We start from the raw sequence: 18,944 nt of genomic DNA on the forward strand, positions 1-18,944 counted from the left end.
CACAGGAACGCCGGAGGCAGGGTCCGCGGGATGCGGAACCCTGCCTCGTCTGTTGGTGCTGGTCTGCTGCTTGCCTGGCTGCTTATTTGGCGCCGGCAAGCTGAACGGCGACATCCACGATCATGTCTTCCTGACCGCCCACGTACCCCGCCTTGCCGATTTCCTCCAGGATCCGGTACGCCGGAACACCGTAGCGGTCAGCTGCGCGCTCGGCATGGATCAGGAAGGAGGAGTACACACCGGCATAGCCCTGCATGATGGAGGCGCGGTCCATGACGGGCATACGGGTGATGAACGGCTTCACGACGTCCTCGGCCGCAGCCATCAGCGCCTGGGTGTCCACGCCGGTGGCGATGTCCAGGCGGTCGAACGCGGCTGCAAGGACCTCGGTGGGGGAGTTGCCGGCACCGGCGCCCAGGGCCACCAGCGTGCCGTCGATCTGCTTGGCTCCGGCACGCACGGCGAACACCGAGTTCGCCACGCCGAAGCTCATGTTCTGGTGGCCGTGGAAGCCAACCTGCGCGTCATCGCCCAGTTCGGACACGAGGGCTTCCACGCGGTCGGACACGTCCTCCAGGATCAAGGCACCCGCGGAGTCCACCACGTAGACGCACTGGCAGCCGGCGTCGGCCATGATCCGGGCCTGCTTCGCCAGGTTCCCCGGGGTGGTGCGGTGCGAGAGCATCAGGAAGCCCACCGTTTCCATGCCCAGCTTGCGGGCGTGCTGGAAGTGCTGGATCGAGATGTCGGCCTCGGTGCAGTGGGTGGCAATGCGAGCCACTGATGCACCGGCGTCGTGCGCCTGGTTCAGGTCATGGATGGTGCCCAGCCCCGGCAGCATGAGGACGGCAATCCGGGCCCGCTTCGCCTCGTCCACTGCCGCTTTGATGAGGTCCAGTTCCGGTGTCAGGGAGAACCCGTAGTTGAAGGAGGAACCGCCCAGCCCGTCACCGTGGGTGACTTCAATGACGTCAACGCGGGCGTCATCCAGGGCCCGGACCACGTCGCGGACGTGGCGTTCCGTGAACTTGTGGCTCATGGCATGGGAGCCGTCGCGCAGGGTGGTGTCGGTGAGGCGGACGCTGAAGGGCGCAGTCGTGGTGCTCAAGGGATGCTCCTAGTTGCTCTGGGTGCCGGCGGCGGCCAGCTCGGCGGAACGCTCGTCCATGCGCTGTGCGAGCAGGTCGGCGGTACGGGTGGCGGCGGCGGTGATGATGTCCAGGTTCCCGGCGTATTCCGGCAGGTAGTCGGCGGCGCCGGCCACCTGGACCCAGATGCCTACTCGGCCGTTGCCGCCCCAGTCCTCGCGGGCGGCGTCGAACTGCGGAGCCACGCGCAGCTCATAGCCGGGCACGTAGTCGCGGATCCTGGCTGCGGCTTCCTCGATGGCTGCCCGGATGCGGTCCTGGGTGTCACCGGGCTCGGCGGCTTCTGCCGGGATGGAGCAGTAGATGGTGTTGCGCATCATCATGGGCGGTTCCACCGGGTTGATGATGATGATGGCCTTGCCGCGCTTGGCGCCGCCCACCGCTTCCAAGGCCTTCGCCGTGGTTTCGGTGAACTCGTCCACGTTGGCGCGGGTGCCCGGGCCGGCGGACTTCGAGGCGATGGAGGCGACGATTTCCGCGTACTCCACCGGAACAATCGAAGACACTGCGGCAACGATCGGCGTGGTGGCCTGGCCGGCGCAGGTAATCATGTTCACGTTCATGACGTCGGTCAGCGAATCCAGGTTCACCACCGGGGCCAGGTACGGCCCGACGGCGGCCGGGGTCAGGTCGATGGCTCGGATGCCGGCTGCCTCGTACTTCGGGGCGTTGGCTTCGTGGGCCTTGGCGGACGTGCACTCGAACACGAAGTCCGGCAGTTCATCCTGGGCCAGGAGCCAGTCCACGCCCTCGGCGGAGGTGGTCAGTCCCAGGCGGGCGGCGCGGGCCAGGCCGTCGGAAGCCGGATCCACACCGATCATGTACTTGACCTCTACGTTTTTGCTGCGGCGCATGATTTTGAACATGAGGTCGGTGCCGATATTGCCGGAGCCGACGATCGCAGCGGTCTTCTTCTTGGGCGTTTGTGTCACGGGAGCTGTTCCTTTGCGGAAGAGGGCGGCTGCTTCACAAGCAGCGGGGCCGGCGCGGAAGGGCGCCGGCAGCCCGAAATCAGATGAACGTTCTATGAAGCGGTGATCTGTAAGGCAGAGTCAGATAAACCGGATGGTGAGGGACCCCAGGTCCCCGAAGTGGGCCGTGGCTGATTCGCCGGCAACGACGGGAAGGGCCCGGGTGAAGGAACCGGGCAGGATCAGCTGTCCGGCTTCCAGTGCCACGCCCTGCTCGCCCAGGACGTTGGCCAGCCATGCCAGCGGGGCCACCGGGTCACCCATGACGGCGTCTCCGGTTCCGGTTTCGCGGACCTCTCCGTCGATGAGCAGTGAGCAGGTGACCGAGGTCAGGTCCTCGACGGAGACGGGCAGGGCTGTGGTGCCCACCGCAATCGCGCCGCAGGAAGCGTTGTCCGCCACGGTGTCCAGGAGTTTGATATCCCAGTCGGCAATCCGGGAGTCGATGATCTCGATGGCGGGGTAGACGGCGCCGATAGCTGCGCGGGCCTGCTCCAGGGTGACGCCCGGACCCTGCAGGGTCTCCTGCAGCACAAACCCGAACTCGGGCTCCACCTTCGGCGAGATGAAGTCGCCGGCGGGCACGGCGTCGTCGTCGCGGTGCACCATGTCGGCGAAGAAATAGCCGAAGTCCGGCGAATCCACACCGAGCTGGCGCTGCATTGCCGGGGACGTCAGTCCCACTTTGCGTCCGGCCAGGATCCGGCCGCCGGCAAGGTGCCGCTCCAGCTGGCGGCTCTGGATCATGTAGGCGTCATCGAGCGTCAGGTCCAGCACCCGGTCCCGCAAAGGAGCCACGGGAACCAGCGTCCGGGTGGCTTCGAAAAGCTCATCGGCCAGACGGATCATTTGCTCGCTGCGGGTGGCATCAGCGGACGGGTTGGACGTCCAATCCGCTGCGCCGGCCTCTGCTGCCGCCGTCACGGGACCAGCACCGCCGTGGTGACACCGAAGCCGGCAATGTATTCCTTGATCGGCTTGTAGAACTCATAGGTCACTTCATACTCGCCGCAGGCCCGCAGCGCGGAGTAAGCGGCAACCCAGGTGCGCACCTCGTGGGAGGAATGGCCGGCGACGGCGTCCATTTCCGCGGGGACATAGGCGTCGAACCGGGAAACGTCGCCGGACCGGCAAACGTCCAGGAAGGCGCGGTCCCATTCCGGATTGAGGTCCATGATGTCGGCCTCGCCGCGGGCAAAAGCCTTGGCGGTGTCGATGGTGCGCTGCTGGCGGGCGGCCCGGGCTTCAGGGGTGGGGTGGCGTCCGTCGGTGAGGAAAGCACGCTGCTCTTCGGTGGCCGTGGCGATCTGCGGAACGGGCGGATCATGGGACAGCCCGCCGGAACCAATGAACAGGACTTTCTTGTCGCTGTTCTTGAAGTAGTTGCCCACTGCGGTGCCGAACTCGCGGATCCGGCTCATCTTGGAGAAGGGCGGGGCCACCGAGTTGATGAACACGGGAATGACAGGAACTTCGCTCAGGTCGCCGTAGATGATTTCCATGGGCTGGACGGCGCCGTGATCGACTTCCATCTTCCGTGAAATAGCGGTCTCGATGTCCTGGTCGATGACATACTGCGCCAGTTCATGGGCGATGTCCGTCGGGACGTTCAGGGGACCGTCCCAGGAGTCGTAGTCGCCGGTGCCGTGTGCTTCGTAGCCGATGCAGAAAGGCGGCATCAGATCGTAAAAAAAGCCGTTGTAGTGGTCCGGACCAAAGTTCACGATCAGGTCCGGCTTGAACTCAGCGGCGAACGCCCGTACCTGGTCGAAGGCCGCCTCAACGGCGGCTTTAACCTCGGCCGGCGGATCGGTGTGTTCGAGCAACGGGCTGTGTGACATGCACACGAGGGCCTGCTTCATGGCATTACTCCTTTGGATCGTCCTGCATTCATTGCACACCCGGCGGCGCGAGTCCTCCGCACGCCTGTTCCGTCCTGCGGTACGCGGGGCTTACTTGCCCAATGAGCGTTCCTTGAGCACATACGTAAACGTGGAGTGCACCAGGTCCTTGCCGGCTGCGTCACGAACCGTCACCTCGGCCACGGCCACGGATCCGCCGCCGCGCAGGATGCGTGCGGTGGCAACGGCGGGGGAGGCCTTTGAATTGGACATGAAGTTCAGGCTGGACTGAACGGCCAGGGGGAACTGGCCGGACCCGGCGTAGGCCTGCATGGCCAGCAGAGTTCCGGTGATGTCGGCAGCACCGAACAGCGCGGCCGCGGAGAACATTCCGTTGGCCTGGGCCAGCGGATCGGTCAGCGGCATGCTCATGCTGATCGATTCACCGTCAACGGCGTGCGGTTCCAGGCCGAGGGTGACAGCGATGTCGTCGAAACCGCGCGCGGCGGTGAACTTCTCCATAAAGGCGGTGAAGTCTTCGAGGGTAGCGGGCAGTGCCATGGGCGAATCCTTTGAACGTGTTGGGGGTCTGTATCTTCCTGCAACCCTAACGACGGCGGCACCCGGCTCTTGAAGCCGGGTGCCGCCAGGCAGAACAGGAGCAGGTGCCCGGTTATCCGACCGAAGCCAAATCGGCGTCGTCGCGGGCGGTCTGCTCACGGGCCGACCTGCCGCGTGTTTCCTTGGAAAGGATCACTGACGCGGCGCCCACCGCAATGAGCGCGATGAAGTACCAGGCAATGTTGTCCGTGCCGCGGCCGTTGTCCAGATCGATCAGCCAGGTGGCCAGCAGCGGAGCCGTGCCGGCGCCCAGGACCGAACCCAGCTGGAAGGTCAGCGAAACGCCGGTGTAACGGTCCTGGGTGTCGAACTTCTCCGCCAGGAAGGCGCCGATCGGGCCGTACATCGAGGCCTGGATGATGGGGTTGCCCACCATGAACGCCAGCGCAATCAGCCAGAAGCTGCCCGAGTTGAACATCGCAAACATGGGGAACACCAGTGCCACGGAGATTCCCGCTCCGGCGAGCATCACCGGGCGGCGGCCGAACTTGTCGGACAGCCAGGCAAAGAACGGGATCGCAAAAATGTGCACGAAGGAGGACGCCGTGAGCATCATCAGTGCCGTCTGCCGGTCCACGGCACCGGTGCCGACTACGTAGGGGACCATGAAGACTGCGAGCAGCGCCTGCATGAAGAGCGGGCCGGCGGCAGCGAGAATGCCGTAGAGCGAGGACAGGGGGTACTTCTTCAGAACCCGCAGGATCGGCACGCCTGTGTGCACCGTTCCCGCCGCACGTGCCTCCACGAAGTCGGGGGACTCGGTGACGCGGTAGCGCAGGTAAAGGCCGATAATCACCAGGGCGGCGGAGAGGAGGAAGGGAATGCGCCAGCCCCAGCTGAGAAAGTCGTCCTCAGGCAGGCCCGCGAAAAGGCCAAGGATCAGCGTCGCCAGCACCGAGCCGGTGGGACCGCCGGTGACGGCGATGGACGCGGCAAAGCCGCGGTTCTTCTCCTTGACGTGTTCGGCGGCCATCAGTGTGGCACCGGCCCACTCACCGCCGACGGCGAGGCCCTGGACCACGCGGAGGAAGACCAGGAGCAGCGGCGCGGCTACGCCGATGGCGGCATACGTGGGCATGAGCCCGATGGCGACGGACACCAGACCCATCATCATCAGGGTGATAAACAGCATGTTCTTGCGGCCGTACTTGTCACCGAAATGGCCGAAAAGCACGCCGCCGATGGGCCGTGAAATGTATCCGGCCAGCAGGATCACGAAGGACAGGATGGTGCCCAGCGTGGGATCCATGTCTGCCGAGAAGAACAACTTGGGAAAAACCAGGCCCGCGGCAGCGGCATAGAGAAGGAAGTCGTAGTACTCGACAGTCGAGCCCAGGAAGCTGGAGACGAGCGCGCGGCGAGAGTCCTTCCCGGTGGTGTGGTGTCCTGCCGCGGGCGGGGACGGAGGCAGGGCGGCGGATGGTGATGGCATGGGGTCTCCCGGAAGAAATGTGCAGATAACTCCTATGAGCCTGATGGGCGTGACGGGCATCACCCCAGTGGCCGTGCCGCGGTGTGGAACACGCGACGGTGAGATTTCGCTCCTCCGGGACCCGGATTGCGCGGCCCCGCGGGGCCAGACCCCTATTTGACAAAGGTCTTTGTCCTAGTGTTCGGAACGCTGGTTGGTGTCCGGCCTGTAACCGGGGTGAGATGGAACCAACGCAATTGTGCCGACCGGCGCCTGCCGCCGACCCGTCAGAAGGAATGATCCACATGAGCACCGAGGACTCCTGCCCGTCGAAGGCCAATCCGGCCATTGGTCGGCTGCCGCGCCCGGCTTCCATGAACACCAATGTCGATGTGTCCACGCTGGTGGACACCGACGGCGGAATGATTGACCGTTCCATCTACACCGACCGGGGCATTTACGGCCAGGAAATGCGCCGCGTGTTTGCCCGCAGCTGGCTGTTCCTGGCCCATGAGAGCCAGTTCAAGAAGCCCGGAGACTTCTTCACCACGTTCATGGGCGAGGATCCGGTGATTGTCACCATGGACAAAACCAAGACCATCCGCGCCTACCTGAACTCGTGCCGGCACCGCGGAGTCCGCCTGTGCCGGGCCGATGCCGGCGCCACCAAGATGTTTACCTGCACGTACCACGGCTGGTCCTTTGACCTGGCCGGTGCCCTGCAGTCCGTGCCCAATGAGCAGGCCTACCCGGAGGATTTCGACCGGAAGGACTGGAGCCTCATCGACGTGCCCAGCCTGGCCACGTACAAGGGACTCATCTTCGGAAACTGGGACCCCAACGCCGAACCCCTCGAGGAGAGCCTGGGGGACATGCGGTATTACATGGACGCCATGCTGGACCGTGATCCCGAAGGCACCGAGGTCATGGGCGGGGTCATGAAGTGGGAGCTGGAGGGCAACTGGAAGCTCGCCGCTGAGCAGTTCGCCACGGACTGGTACCACGTGAACATGTCCCACGCTTCGGCGCTGATGGTCATGTCACCCACCGGGCGCGGCCCCAAGGCCGAAATCGCCGCCACCCCGGGCCGGCAGTTCGTGGCGCCCAACGGCCACGGTGCAGGGTTCCCCACCCATCCGAAATCCCGTTTCGACGCCGGCCCCGTCCACGAGTATTACGACTACCCGGCCCTGCGCGAGCGGCTGGGCGATGCCGCCGTGGAAGGTCCCATGACCACCGGGCACGCCACGGTGTTCCCGAACTTCTCCTACCTTCCGGTCAATGGATCCATCCGCGTCTGGCATCCCAAGGGACCGGACAAGATTGAGGTCTGGGCCTGGATCCTTGTGGACAAGTCCATGCCGGATGAGGTCAAGGACGCGCAGCGGCTGTACAACCTGCGCACCTTTGGGCCCTCGGGCATCTTCGAGGCCGACGACGGCGAGAACTGGTCCGAGGTCCAGGCCATCTCGCACGGCTTCGTGACCAACAGCGTGCCGCTGAACTTCCAGATGGGCATTGGCAGCGAACGGAACGACGGCGTGTACCCCGGCCAGACCTCCGAGCTGTACTCCGATGCCGCCGGGCGCTCGTTCTACAAGCACTGGGCCGGCCTGATGAATACGCCGGCCTGGCATGAGCAGGGCAAACAGAGCCAGCAGCCGGGGCAGTAACAGCCATTTTTGAGTTAGGACTTTTATCATGAGCGAAGCAATCAACCTGGGCAGCATGGACGACATCGACGAGGGCGAAGCGAAGGTGGTTTCCGGAGCCGAAAACGGCACCGGGGAGGACATCGCTGTTTTCCACGCCGAGGACGGCAATTTTTACGCCCTCGATGACAACTGCACCCACGAAACCGCGTCCCTGGCGGACGGCTGGATTGAGGGAACCGAGGTGGAATGCCCGGTGCACTCCGCGAAGTTCTGCCTGAAGTCCGGAACCGCGCTGTGCATGCCGGCGACGATTGCCGCGCGAACCCACAAAGTAGTTGTCGAAGACGGTGAGGTGCTGCTCTACCCGAACACCTCAGCAGTGCCGGCGTCTGCCTGACCACCCGCGCTACGGCCTGAACCGGCCACCGCTGCACCGAGCTGTACCGATCTGCAAGGAAGAACATTCATGGCGCTTGAATCAGTCATCGTCGTAGGCGGCGGGATGGCGGGCTTCACCACGGTCAAGGACCTGCGAGCCCGCGGTTTCGAAGGAACGCTGACGATCGTCGATCCGGAGGGGCTGCCGTACGACAGGCCTCCGCTCAGCAAGGATTACCTCCTCGGCACCCGTGCCGGCGAGCAGATCCAGCTGGCGGACGCGGCCTGGTTCGAGGAACAGGACGTCCGGGTGATCACCGGCAAAGCCGTGGCCCTGCGCCCGGACGAGGGCATGGTGCTTCTGGAAAGCGGACGGGAGCTGTCCGCTGACAAGATTGTGCTGGCCACCGGCGGCGCGGCCCGGCGGCTGGCCATCCCCGGCGGCGACCTCGAGTCGGTCCTTGAACTGCGCAACCGTGCGGATGCGGACAATTTGCGCAGCCTGCTGCGGCCCGGAGTGCACCTGGCCATCATCGGGGCCGGACTGATCGGCGCTGAAACGGCGTCATCGGCGCTGGCATTCGACGCCGAGGTGACACTGATCGATCCAGTGGAGCCGCCCCTGGTTCCCGCCGTCGGGCTTGCCCTTGCCGAGCGGCTGCATCACATGCACGGTGCCCGCGGCATCAAGGTGGTCACCGGCGTCCCGCTGGCCATCAGCGCCGGGGAAACCGGACACCGCATCGAGATGGACAGCGGCGAAACGATCACCGCAGATCTGGTTCTGGTGGGGATCGGCATCGTGCCGGAAACCGCGCTGGCCGCGTCGGCCGGGCTGGAAATTGATAACGGGACGCTGGTCGACGACCACCAGCGCACCAGCCACCCCAACGTCTATGCGGTGGGCGACTCCTCCCGCACCCGGCTGCCGGACGGTACGCTCCTGCGCCGGGCCGAGCACTGGGAACACGCCATGCACACCGGATCCACGGCTGCCGCGGCCCTGCTGGGGCAGGACCTGCCCGTCCACGGCGCTTCCTGGTTCTGGTCCGACCGCCACGGCGTGCACGTTGAAGGCGCCGGATCAATGCTCGGTGACGGGACCATTGTGGTGCGCGAGAAAGACGGAGTCCCAGTGGCGAGCTTCCGGCTGGCCGACGACGGCACCATGGCTGGCTGCGCCGCCATCGACGGCGGATTGACCGTCCGCGCTGCCCGCCGCATTATCGACCGCGGCATCCGGGTTGATCCTGCCCTCCTCGCGGATCCTGCCGTCGACCTCAAAAAACTTGCCCGCTGATCCTTTTGACGAAACGTGAGCTGACACGATGACCGAGACCATGGCCCCGGCTGCGGGCACCGACATTCCACCGACGGACGGCCAGCTGGTCGACTCCGAGCTGGCGTACCGCGTCCAGCAGTTCTACTTCCGCGAAGCTGAACTGCTCGACGACGGCCGCTTCGCGGACTGGCTGGAAGTGTTCGACGACGATCTGTTCTACTGGGCGCCGCTGCGGACCAACAGGCTGCGCCGCCAGGCCGCCCTCTCCGTGGGAGCCCAGGGGGAAGCCGCCTACTTCGACGAAACCAAGGAGTCGCTGGCCTGGCGAATCCGCCGCTACGACTCGGGGATGGCCTGGGCCGAAGACCCGCCCTCGCGCACCCGGCACCTGATTTCGAACGTCACCGTCCACCACCAATCGGACGGAACGCTCAGCGCCCGGTGCGCCTTCCTGGTGTACCGCAACCGCCTTCAGACGGAAACCGACATTTACGCCGGAGGACGCACCGACATCCTGCGGATCCAGCCCGACGGCGGCTTCAAGGTGGCGCGCCGGGAAATCATGTTCGACGCCAACGTGCTGCAGGCCAAAAACCTCAGCACGTTCTTCTAAGACACCCTCCAGGCCCGGTGGCCAGCCAACTCCGGAAACATCTCTCCGGGGTTCTGTTCCGCTGCGCGTCAAACCAGCACCTTCCACATCTCAGTATGAGAGGTACACATGTTTGCAACACAGCAGGCCGGCTGGCTGCAGGGTGACGTAGCCCTGGTCACCGGCGGCGGCTCCGGAATCGGACAGGCGGTGGCCGAGCGCTATCTTGCCGAAGGGGCCTCCGTTGCCATCTTTGGGCGCGACGCCGACAAACTGAAATCGGTGGTGGAGGCTTCCTCCGCCCCTGAACGGATGCTCGCCCTTCCCGGCGACGTGCGCAGCAGCGAAGATCTGCAGGACGCCGTCGCACAGACGGTGGCCCGGTTCGGAAAACTGGACATCCTGGTGCCCAACGCCGGGATCTGGGACTACAACCGGTCCATCACGCGCCTGAACGGGCAGCAGCTCACAGACACGTTCAACGAACTGTTTTCCATCAATGTCCTGGGATACCTGCTGACCGTGCAGGCAGCGTGGCAGGAACTGGTCAAGACCCGCGGGAACGTGGTCATGACGCTGTCCAATGCCTCCTTCCACACCGCCGGCGGCGGACCCGTCTACACAGCGTCCAAATTTGCCGGCCGGGGACTCGTCAACCAGCTGGCCTACGAACTGGCCCCGAAGGTCCGCGTCAACGGTGTGGCCGTGGGCGCCATGAACACCGATCTCCGCGGCCCGGCCTCCATCGGACTGAATGAACGAACCATCTCCGACTCGTTCGCCCGGTCGGAGATCACCGGCAACAACCCGCTGATACCCCTGCATGACGCCTCCGTGGAGCCGCAGGACTTCACCGGCTCCTACGTGCTGCTGGCATCACGCCAAAACGCCGGCAACATCACCGGCGCCATTGTTCCCGTTGACGGCGGCATCGCCGTGCGCGGGTTCGGAGACCGCGCAGCGGGAGGCGACCAGCTGTGAGCCAGGACATCAACCTCAATCCGGTAACGGCAGTGCACCGCGTTGCCGCTTATGCCCCGGACTCGACGGCCCTGGTCTACGAGGACCGGGAGATCAGTTATTCGTCACTGCTGGCGGAAGCCGGACAGCTTGCTGCCGCCCTGCGAGACAGGGGGGTGGCCGAGGGGGACCGGGTCGCTTACCTGGGACTCAACAGCCGAACCTTCGTCAGCACCATGCTGGCCGCCTGGTGGGTCGGCGGAGTTTTTGAACCGTTCAATTTCCGGCTCGCTCCGCGTGAAGTGAGTGTTCTGATCCAGCGTTCCACCCCGAAGGTGCTCATTGTTGAGCCGTGCCATCAGGACGTCGTGGAAATCCTGTCCGGATACGACGGTTTCCAGGCCGACGATCTGGCACTGGTGCTGGTGGACAACGATCCGGCCGTTCCCCCGGCGCCCGAATTCGCACCGATCTGGACCCTGCTGAGCGATTTCCTTGGCACCGGGGAAGGACCTGCCCCGGAGGTTACCCCGCGGGTGCAGGAAGATCTGGCTATTCTGATGTTCACCTCAGGAACCACCGGCGTGCCCAAGGGTGTGCAGCTGTCTTTCGGAAACCTGTGGTGGAACTCCGTCAATGTCGATTCGCTGGTGGATACCCGCCGCGGGGACGTCAATCTGGCCGTCGCCCCGCTGTTCCACATTGGCGGGCTGAACGCCCTCACCCTCCGCGTCCTGGCGCGGGGAGGAACCACGGTAATCCGCCGGACCTTCGATCCCCGGCAAACGCTGCGGGACATCGAGCAGCACGGTGTTGCACAGGCGTTCCTGGTACCTGCACAGCTTTCAGCCATGCAGCAGGCGGAGAACTTCGAAGAAGCCGATATTTCAAGCCTGAGAGCCCTCATCTGTGCGGGGGCGCCGGTTCCGCCGGTGCTGCTGAAGCAGTATGAAGGCAAGGGGGTCCGTGTCCAGCAGGCCTGGGGGCTCACGGAAACAGCGCCGTTCGCCACGTATCTCCCGGCGGAACTGACCTACGCCAAAGCCGGATCCTGCGGCATCCCCATGCCGTACACCGAAGTGCGGATTGTCGATCCCACCACCGGCAGCGACGTTGCGGAGCGCGGCAGCACCGGTGAGATGTGGGTGAAGGGGCCAAACGTCACGCCGGGATACTGGAATGACGGTCCTGCCACGGAAGCGGCCTTCAACGACGGATGGTTCCGCAGCGGAGATATCGGATACCAGGACGAAGACGGCTTCTTTTACATTGTCGACCGGCTCAAGGACATGATCGTGACCGGCGGAGAGAACGTCTATCCCGCCGAGGTGGAGCGCGCCCTCATGGAGTTTCCCGGTGTCCTGGATGTCGCCGTCGTCGGCGTCGAAGACAGCAAATGGGGAGAATCCGTTGTTGCCGTCATGAGCTGCGTGGACGGAATTGTTCCGGACATCGAAGAGGTGCGTGCGTTCACCGGAACGTATTTGGCCCGCTACAAACTGCCCAAAAAGCTGGTGCTGACGGGTTCCGTTCCCCGTAACGGTGCAGGAAAACTGAACAAGATAGCCATCCGCGAGATGGCATCGGAGGAGAACTGACGATGTCTGCCGACGAAGTTGACCTTTTGAAGTGGCCTGCCAGCCTGCCTGCGACCTGGGCTGCCGTCCCGGTCCAGCCTGCAGGGGGTTTTGCCGAAGCCTTTGCCGTCACGGAGGCCGGGGAGCCCCGCGGTGTGGTGCTCGTTGACTTCGTGGTCCGCGGAGAGCTTGATGCAGCCTATCCCGCGTCGGTGCGCGACCGTGTTCTGCAGCCTTCGGCAGACGCCGCCGCGGAAGCCCTGCAGCTCGTCTCGGAACAGGTGATGGCAGCAGATCCGCAGTGCCGCCGCCTGGTCATCGCCACCGCAGAAGGCGATGTGGCGGAGATTGCCCGCGCGGAACGGGCCGGGTACCGCTACGTTGTGGACGTGGATTTGCCGGACCGGTCGGTGTCGCTGTTGGCCGCCGAACCGGCCTGGGTGCTGGAAGAATCCCGTCGGATCGACGACGTCCCCACCCGCTGACACGGCCGCCGTCGTGCTGGCCGTGTCAGCAGATGCGCCTTGGGCGCCAGGTGCGCCGCGCGCCTGGCGCCCTAGGCGCTTTGGGCGAGCTGGCGGCGCGTCTGGTGCTGCTGGCCGCTGACCGCGGCCACGGCGCGCGACGCCGCGTAGCAAACCTTGCGCAGTGATGTTGCCTGGGACTCCGGCACAAACTTGCCCACCGGCCCGGAGACGGAGAGCGCGGCCACCGGGCGCCCATTGGTCCCGAAGACAGGAGCTGCGATGCAGTTGAGGCCGGTGAGGATCTCCTCGCGGTCATAGGCAAGGTTGGTGCGCCGCACCTCCAGCAGCTCGGTCCGGAGCCGGGCCGGGCTGGTGATGGTGGACGGAGTCCAGCTGAGCATTCCCGATGCCATGGCCTGCTCGGCGGCGTCGGGGTTGTAGGCCAGCAGGACCTTTCCCACTGCCGTGCAGTAGCCGGGAGCGCGTCCGCCAATGCGGGAGGGGCTGCGGACCTGAAGATGGCCGTACAACTTGTTCAGGTAAACAACGTCGGTTCCCTGCAGGACCGCCAGATGCACCGTCTGCTTGCTCAGTACGTAGAGATCCGCCAGGAAGGGCGTCAAAGCATCCCGCATCCTGCCCTGCAGGGCGTCCTCCTGCGTGGCGCCCAGATCCTGGATCATCTTGCCCAGCCGGTAATTGTTGCCTGCGCGCTCCACCGCCCCGTTTTCCTGCAGTGTGGCCAAAAGCCGGAAGGCAGTGGATTTGGACAGCGAGGACCGGCGTGCCAGTTCGCTGACTCCAACGCCGATATACGCGTCATCGCCGAAGGCACTGAGCAGTGACATGGCTTTGTCGACGGCCGTCCGCGAATCTCGGGCAGGTGGAATGCTGCGGGTCATCGGTTCCTCCGACGCTGGAAGTGGTTGTTGAACCGTGTGGACAGGGACAACGTGCCGGTCTGTGGAACAACGGGCAATATCAGTGTTGCCCGCCACAGATAGGTGTGTCAAACATGACAAATTGTCACTTATATGTGACAGACTGGCCGCCATGCAGACCAACGAGCTGGTATCCCGGAATATTCGGCGCTTCAGGCTCGAGCGTGACCTCTCCCTCGGCGAGCTGGCTGCCCGGGCGGGGCTCTCCAAGCAGACACTGTCCAAGGTCGAAGCCGGAGTGGGCAACCCTACGGTGGAAACCCTTGAACGCATCGGCCAGGGCCTGGGAGTGGGCATGCTGAGGCTCCTCACCGAGTGGGGGACACAGGTGCATCTGTCGCCGGCGGCCGGAGCATCCTGGCGTGCGGCGCAGGCAGGGCAGGCCCGGCACCTGGACCGTGTCTACGGGTCCGGATACGTACGGACCCAGCTTCTGCGTATTGAAGAAGGAACCGAACGGCGCGTGGTTGAACCTGGCGGGACGGGAACACTTCATCAGTTGTACGTCATCAGCGGAGTCCTGGAGGCGGGTCCGGAAGCGGACCTGCGGATCCTTGGTGCCGGAGATTTCCTGCGTTTCCCCGGAGACGTCCGGCACGGGTACCGCGCCGTGGACGGCCCGTCGGTTTCCCATCTGACCACAACGGCACCATCCGTTCCGCAGTTTGTCCGCCAGGATATTGAGCGTGCCGAAGGGCTGCGGGCCGGCCGGTAACCTTCTGGAGGCAGCTGCTTTCAAAAGAGCGTCACGGTAGGGAATTCCGGGCAGCAAAAAACCCGGCCTCACCAGTATTTCTTCTGGTTAGACCGGGTTTTTCAGTGGTGCGCGCGAAGGGATTCGAACCCCCAACCTTCTGATCCGTAGTCAGATGCTCTATCCGTTGAGCTACGCACGCATCTGGATTTTCTTCATTTTCCGGCCGGTGAGGCCTTCCTTCAAAGTTTCTCCGTGGCTGTTTTGCCGTAAATAACTATAGCCCAGATTTACGGGTGCGCCTAATCGGGGGTGCCCGGCGTAAAGTTACTAGACCGGTCTATATGACCTTCGTCACATCAGGGTATGTTTAGTGCTGGAAGTTCCCTGAAATCTAGCTGAACCTCCGGCGCCGCTGGATATAGGTATTACCTTAGGTGCCGTGGCCCACGGCACACCGACAACTAGCATCAAAACCACACCACTGGCCCAACGAAGGGAAGAGTCATGGGCGATGACGCGCGTCAGCTAGTTCTCAATGAGAGCGGCGACAACGCTGCTCCTAGCCATTTGGACAGCAACACACCGGGGGCCTCCGAGGATGCCCCCACCACCCACCAGGCTCTCCTTGCGTGGGTTCAGCAAGTGGCCGAGCTGACGCAGCCTGATCGCGTTTATTGGGTGGATGGTTCCGAGGCGGAAAACAAGCGCCTCACCGACGAGCTGGTGGATGCAGGAACCCTGGTCCGGCTCAACCCGGAGACGTTCCCTAATTCCTTTGCCGCTTTTTCGGATCCGAAGGACGTGGCACGCGTCGAGGAGCAGACATTCATCTGCTCCGAGAAGAAGGAAGATGCCGGCTTCACGAATAACTGGATGGACCCGTCCGAAATGCGGGCCAAGCTCAACGGGCTTTTCTCCGGTTCCATGCGCGGCCGCACCATGTACGTCATTCCCTTCGTCATGGGTCACCTAGAAGCCGAGGATCCCAAGTTCGGCGTCGAAATCACTGACAGCGCCTACGTGGTTGCCTCGATGCGAATCATGGCCCGCATTGGCACCGACGTGCTGCGGAAGATGGAAGAGCTGGACGCGTTTTTCGTGCCGGCCCTGCACTCCGTCGGAGCACCGCTGGCCGAGGGCGAGCAGGACGTCGCCTGGCCCTGCAGCGATGACAAGTGGATTGTGCACTTCCCCGAAGACCGCTCCATCTGGTCCTACGGCTCCGGCTACGGCGGCAACGCCCTCCTGGGCAAGAAGTGCTACGCCCTGCGCATCGCCTCCATCATGGCCCGCGATGAAGGATGGCTTGCCGAGCACATGCTCATCCTGAAGCTCACCAGCCCGGCAAAGAAGGACTACTTCGTGGCGGCGGCGTTCCCGTCCGCCTGCGGCAAGACGAACCTTGCCCTGCTGGATCCCACGATTGAGGGCTGGAAGGTCGAGACCCTCGGTGACGACATCACCTGGATGCGCTTCGGCCACAACGGCGAACTGCGCGCCACCAACCCGGAGGCCGGCCTGTTCGGTGTCGCACCGGGCACCGGATGGAGCACCAACCCCAACGCCATGCGGGCGATCGCCAAGGGCAACTCCATCTTCACCAACGTGGCCCTGACCGACGACGGCGGTGTCTGGTGGGAGGGCATGACCGACGATGCTCCGGCGCACCTGACGGACTGGCTCGGCAATGAGTGGACGCCGGAAGCCGGCCGCCCCGCAGCCCATCCGAATTCCCGTTTCTGCACGCCGATCGACCAGATCGACATGCTTGCGGAGGAATACCACTCTCCCGACGGCGTTCCGGTGTCGGCCATCCTCTTCGGCGGGCGGCGCAAGACCACGGTTCCCCTGGTGACCCAGTCCCGCGACTGGACCAACGGTATCTTCATGGGTTCCACGCTGTCCTCCGAAACCACGGCTGCCGCCGCCGGCCAGGTGGGCGTAGTGCGCCGCGACCCGATGGCCATGCTGCCGTTCATGGGCTACGACGCCGGTGACTACCTGCGGCACTGGATCACGCTCAGCGGCAAGGCCAACCAGGAGACGCTGCCCAAGATCTTCCTGGTGAACTGGTTCCGCCGCACGGCCGACGGCGGATTCGCCTGGCCCGGGTTCGGTGACAACTCGCGCGTGCTGAAGTGGGTTATCGAGCGGATCGAAGGAACCGCCGACGCAGTGGAAACCCCGATCGGCTTTGTGCCCACCGGAGAGTCCCTGGACCTCACCGGCATGGACATGACGGCGGCCGACGTCGAGGCTGCCGTGCATGTTGACCCGGAGGAATGGAAGAAGGAGCTGGCGGGCATCGAAGAATGGTACGCCCGCTTTGGTGAATCCCTTCCCGAGGACCTCGTTGCCGAGCTGCAGACGCTCAAGGAGCGCTTCGCGGCCGCCTAATCCGGCAGACAGACAAAAGGCCGGCGGTACTGCGCAGATGCGCGGTACCGCCGGCCTTTTGCGTGGGCGGGGGCGGGAAGCCTTTAGGCCTCGCCGGACTCTTCCGTGCCCCATACCAGCCGGTCGCCGGACTCCCACTGCGGTTCATTGAAGGTCCACTCGCCGTCGGTCTCGGAGTAGGTCTGGATCGCGGAGATGCAGACACCCTCGGAGTGCTCGGCCACCACATGGATGGCGTCGGTGGATTCATCCGGCAGGTGGATGTCGGAGAACACAGCTGCAGCCCGGTTGTCGCCCTTCTGCTCCGTGAGGACCTGGTAGATGTCATCGATCATGGCATCGGCGTCGAGGTCCTCGTCGCTTTCCTCCGGAGCAACGGCAATCATCCGCAGCTCGCCGTCGTTCTGGACCACCAGGGCGGCGGGCAGGAAGGCGCCCTGTGCCTCCAGCTGCTCCTGGGCAACGCCCAGAGCGGTGCCCAGCAGCGAATTCAGGTCCTCCTGGACCTCGGCGGAGGGCTCGGAGCCGTTCAGTTCAACATCAGCCATTGGTTTTAGTTCCTAACTAGTTCAAGTACGCGGTCGCGGACCCGCACCATGGTGGGAAGGTCTTCGGCCTCGGCGTTCAGCCGGAGGAAGGGTTCGGTGTTCGACGCGCGGAGGTTAAACCACCACTGTCCGTCATCGGCGGTGAAAGTCAATCCATCGAGCGTATCCACGGTGACGCCGTCGCGGTCAAATTCTGCCCGGACGCGGGCCACGGCCGCGGGAACGTCGGAGAGCTCGGAATTGATTTCGCCGGAGGCAAAGTAGGGCTCGTACTCACGGGCCAGGTCAGAGAGCGGCAGCGTCTGCTCACCCAGTGCTGCAAGCACGTGCATGGCCGCGAGCATGCCGGTGTCGGCGTTGTAGAAGTCGCGGAAGTAGTAGTGGGCGGAGTGCTCACCGCCGAAGACGGCGCCTTCCTCGGCCATCAAAGCCTTGATGAAGGAGTGGCCCACGCGCGTGCGGACGGCGCGGCCGCCGTCGGCCTCCACCAGTTCGGGAACGGCGCGGGAGGTGATGAGGTTGTGGATGATGACCGGCGTCGTTTCTCCGGCGGCCTTGGCGCGTGCGATTTCGCGGCGGGCCACCAGCGCGGTGATGGCCGAAGGGCTGACCGGGTCGCCCTTCTCGTCGATCACGAAGCAGCGGTCTGCGTCGCCGTCGAAGGCCAGGCCCAGGTCCGCGCCATGCTCAACGACGGCAGCCTGCAGATCCACCAGGTTCGCCGGCTCCAGCGGGTTGGCCGGATGATTCGGGAAGGAACCGTCCAGCTCGAAATAGAGGTCCACGATTTCCAGCGGAAGCCCGGCCAGCAGCGTGTCGCCCAGAACGGCCGGTGTGGTGAGGCCGGCCATGCCGTTGCCGGCATCCACGACCACTTTCAGGGGCCGGATGGCGGTCAGATCCACCAGGGACCGCAGATATTCGGAATAATCGCGCAGGATGTCGCGGACACTGATTTGGCCCGGCTTTGCGACGGCGGGGATGCTGCCCTCGTTCAGATACTGCTCAGCCTTGGCCTGGATCTCGTAGAGGCCCGTCTCGGAGGAGATGGGAACAGCTCCGGCCTTGGCCATTTTGATGCCGTTGTACTGCGCCGGGTTGTGGCTGGCCGTGAACGTGGCACCGGCCGCGTTGAGGGCGCCGCAGGCGTAGTAGAGCTCATCGGTGGAGATGAGGTCCAGCAGGAGGACGTCGGCGCCGCGCATGGTGGCGCCGGCAGCGAAGTCCTTGATGAACTCAGGAGAGGAGGGGCGCATGTCCCCGCCCACCAGAACGGTCTGACCGGCAAGATCAAGCACGTCCACAAATGCGGCACCTACGGCTTTGACGATCTGCGGGGTGATGGTCTCGCCTACGACGCCGCGGACGTCGTAGGCCTTAAAGGACGCGGAAAGATCGAATGCACTAGTCACCCGGACAGTCTATAGGCCAGTCCCGCAGGTGCGGTTTCTTGAAGGT

The 18,944-nt window shown here is 64.5% G+C and carries 18 protein-coding genes and 1 tRNA gene; 9 read left to right on the forward strand and 10 right to left on the reverse strand.

Annotated elements, in window-relative coordinates:
• Window positions 1–82: 82 nt before the first annotated feature.
• The 6 genes from dmpG to KG104_RS01740 form a co-directional block, all read right to left on the reverse strand.
• The gene (dmpG, locus tag KG104_RS01715) at window positions 83–1,108 is read right to left on the reverse strand and encodes a 4-hydroxy-2-oxovalerate aldolase (protein ID WP_207348400.1); all 1,026 of its coding nucleotides are present in this window, start codon (window positions 1,106–1,108) and stop codon (window positions 83–85) included.
• 9 nt (window positions 1,109–1,117) lie between these two features.
• Window positions 1,118–2,080: an acetaldehyde dehydrogenase (acetylating) gene (locus tag KG104_RS01720; protein ID WP_104161981.1), complete on the reverse strand. Its 963-nt coding sequence runs from the start codon at window positions 2,078–2,080 to the stop codon at window positions 1,118–1,120.
• A 120-nt stretch (window positions 2,081–2,200) separates the two neighbouring features.
• Window positions 2,201–3,043: a 2-keto-4-pentenoate hydratase gene (locus KG104_RS01725; protein WP_237688646.1), complete on the reverse strand. Its 843-nt coding sequence runs from the start codon at window positions 3,041–3,043 to the stop codon at window positions 2,201–2,203.
• Entirely contained in the window at window positions 3,040–3,981 is a 942-nt protein-coding gene (locus tag KG104_RS01730) for a 3-carboxyethylcatechol 2,3-dioxygenase (protein ID WP_104104842.1), read from the reverse strand. The genes KG104_RS01725 and KG104_RS01730 overlap by 4 nt, the downstream gene beginning before the upstream one ends.
• A 90-nt stretch (window positions 3,982–4,071) precedes the next feature.
• Entirely contained in the window at window positions 4,072–4,521 is a 450-nt protein-coding gene (locus KG104_RS01735; RefSeq protein ID WP_104055826.1) for a PaaI family thioesterase, read from the reverse strand.
• A 112-nt stretch (window positions 4,522–4,633) separates the two neighbouring features.
• Window positions 4,634–6,013 (reverse strand): MFS transporter, encoded by a 1,380-nt coding sequence (locus tag KG104_RS01740; protein ID WP_207348401.1) that lies wholly within the window; start codon window positions 6,011–6,013, stop codon window positions 4,634–4,636.
• A 284-nt stretch (window positions 6,014–6,297) separates the two neighbouring features.
• On the opposite strand from KG104_RS01740, the gene KG104_RS01745 reads away from it, so the two are divergent.
• From KG104_RS01745 to KG104_RS01775, 7 genes are all read left to right on the forward strand, one after another.
• Window positions 6,298–7,665, forward strand: coding sequence for an aromatic ring-hydroxylating oxygenase subunit alpha (locus KG104_RS01745; RefSeq protein ID WP_104055830.1), 1,368 nt, complete (start codon window positions 6,298–6,300; stop codon window positions 7,663–7,665).
• A gap of 28 nt (window positions 7,666–7,693) precedes the next feature.
• Window positions 7,694–8,044 carry a bifunctional 3-phenylpropionate/cinnamic acid dioxygenase ferredoxin subunit gene (locus KG104_RS01750; protein ID WP_207348402.1) on the forward strand — a complete coding sequence of 117 codons (351 nt, stop codon included), beginning with the start codon at window positions 7,694–7,696 and terminating at the stop codon, window positions 8,042–8,044.
• A 69-nt stretch (window positions 8,045–8,113) separates the two neighbouring features.
• Window positions 8,114–9,325: an NAD(P)/FAD-dependent oxidoreductase gene (locus tag KG104_RS01755; RefSeq protein WP_207348403.1), complete on the forward strand. Its 1,212-nt coding sequence runs from the start codon at window positions 8,114–8,116 to the stop codon at window positions 9,323–9,325.
• A 28-nt stretch (window positions 9,326–9,353) separates the two neighbouring features.
• On the forward strand, window positions 9,354–9,920 hold the full coding sequence (locus KG104_RS01760) for an aromatic-ring-hydroxylating dioxygenase subunit beta (RefSeq protein WP_237685784.1): 567 nt from the start codon (window positions 9,354–9,356) through the stop codon (window positions 9,918–9,920).
• A 108-nt stretch (window positions 9,921–10,028) separates the two neighbouring features.
• Window positions 10,029–10,880 carry an SDR family NAD(P)-dependent oxidoreductase gene (locus KG104_RS01765; protein WP_104055835.1) on the forward strand — a complete coding sequence of 284 codons (852 nt, stop codon included), beginning with the start codon at window positions 10,029–10,031 and terminating at the stop codon, window positions 10,878–10,880.
• Window positions 10,877–12,457 (forward strand): acyl-CoA synthetase, encoded by a 1,581-nt coding sequence (locus KG104_RS01770; protein ID WP_237688647.1) that lies wholly within the window; start codon window positions 10,877–10,879, stop codon window positions 12,455–12,457. Before KG104_RS01765 ends, KG104_RS01770 begins: the two co-directional genes overlap by 4 nt.
• A 2-nt stretch (window positions 12,458–12,459) precedes the next feature.
• Window positions 12,460–12,921, forward strand: coding sequence for a hypothetical protein (locus tag KG104_RS01775; protein ID WP_104161977.1), 462 nt, complete (start codon window positions 12,460–12,462; stop codon window positions 12,919–12,921).
• 71 nt (window positions 12,922–12,992) lie between these two features.
• Here the strand turns inward: KG104_RS01775 and KG104_RS01780 are convergent, their stop codons facing one another.
• A complete protein-coding gene (locus KG104_RS01780; protein WP_104055840.1) occupies window positions 12,993–13,805 on the reverse strand; it encodes an IclR family transcriptional regulator in 813 nt (270 codons plus the stop codon).
• Window positions 13,806–13,956: 151 nt separating this feature from the next.
• On the opposite strand from KG104_RS01780, the gene KG104_RS01785 reads away from it, so the two are divergent.
• Window positions 13,957–14,559 (forward strand): helix-turn-helix domain-containing protein, encoded by a 603-nt coding sequence (locus KG104_RS01785; protein ID WP_207348404.1) that lies wholly within the window; start codon window positions 13,957–13,959, stop codon window positions 14,557–14,559.
• A 105-nt stretch (window positions 14,560–14,664) separates the two neighbouring features.
• Here the strand turns inward: KG104_RS01785 and KG104_RS01790 are convergent.
• A tRNA-Arg gene (locus KG104_RS01790) sits at window positions 14,665–14,740 on the reverse strand.
• 305 nt (window positions 14,741–15,045) lie between these two features.
• Here KG104_RS01790 and KG104_RS01795 point away from each other — a divergent pair.
• On the forward strand, window positions 15,046–16,938 hold the full coding sequence (locus tag KG104_RS01795) for a phosphoenolpyruvate carboxykinase (GTP) (protein WP_104055844.1): 1,893 nt from the start codon (window positions 15,046–15,048) through the stop codon (window positions 16,936–16,938).
• 83 nt (window positions 16,939–17,021) lie between these two features.
• On the opposite strand, the gene KG104_RS01800 is transcribed toward KG104_RS01795, so the two are convergent.
• Entirely contained in the window at window positions 17,022–17,486 is a 465-nt protein-coding gene (locus tag KG104_RS01800; protein WP_104161975.1) for a hypothetical protein, read from the reverse strand.
• A 5-nt stretch (window positions 17,487–17,491) separates the two neighbouring features.
• Complete coding sequence (locus KG104_RS01805) at window positions 17,492–18,898, reverse strand: phosphomannomutase/phosphoglucomutase (RefSeq protein ID WP_104161974.1); 1,407 nt, start codon at window positions 18,896–18,898, stop codon at window positions 17,492–17,494.
• Between the last annotated feature and the right edge of the window lie 46 nt (window positions 18,899–18,944).

Origin of the sequence: Arthrobacter sunyaminii (genome assembly GCF_018866305.1) — a bacterium.
GTDB classification, from domain to species: domain Bacteria; phylum Actinomycetota; class Actinomycetes; order Actinomycetales; family Micrococcaceae; genus Arthrobacter_B; species Arthrobacter_B sunyaminii.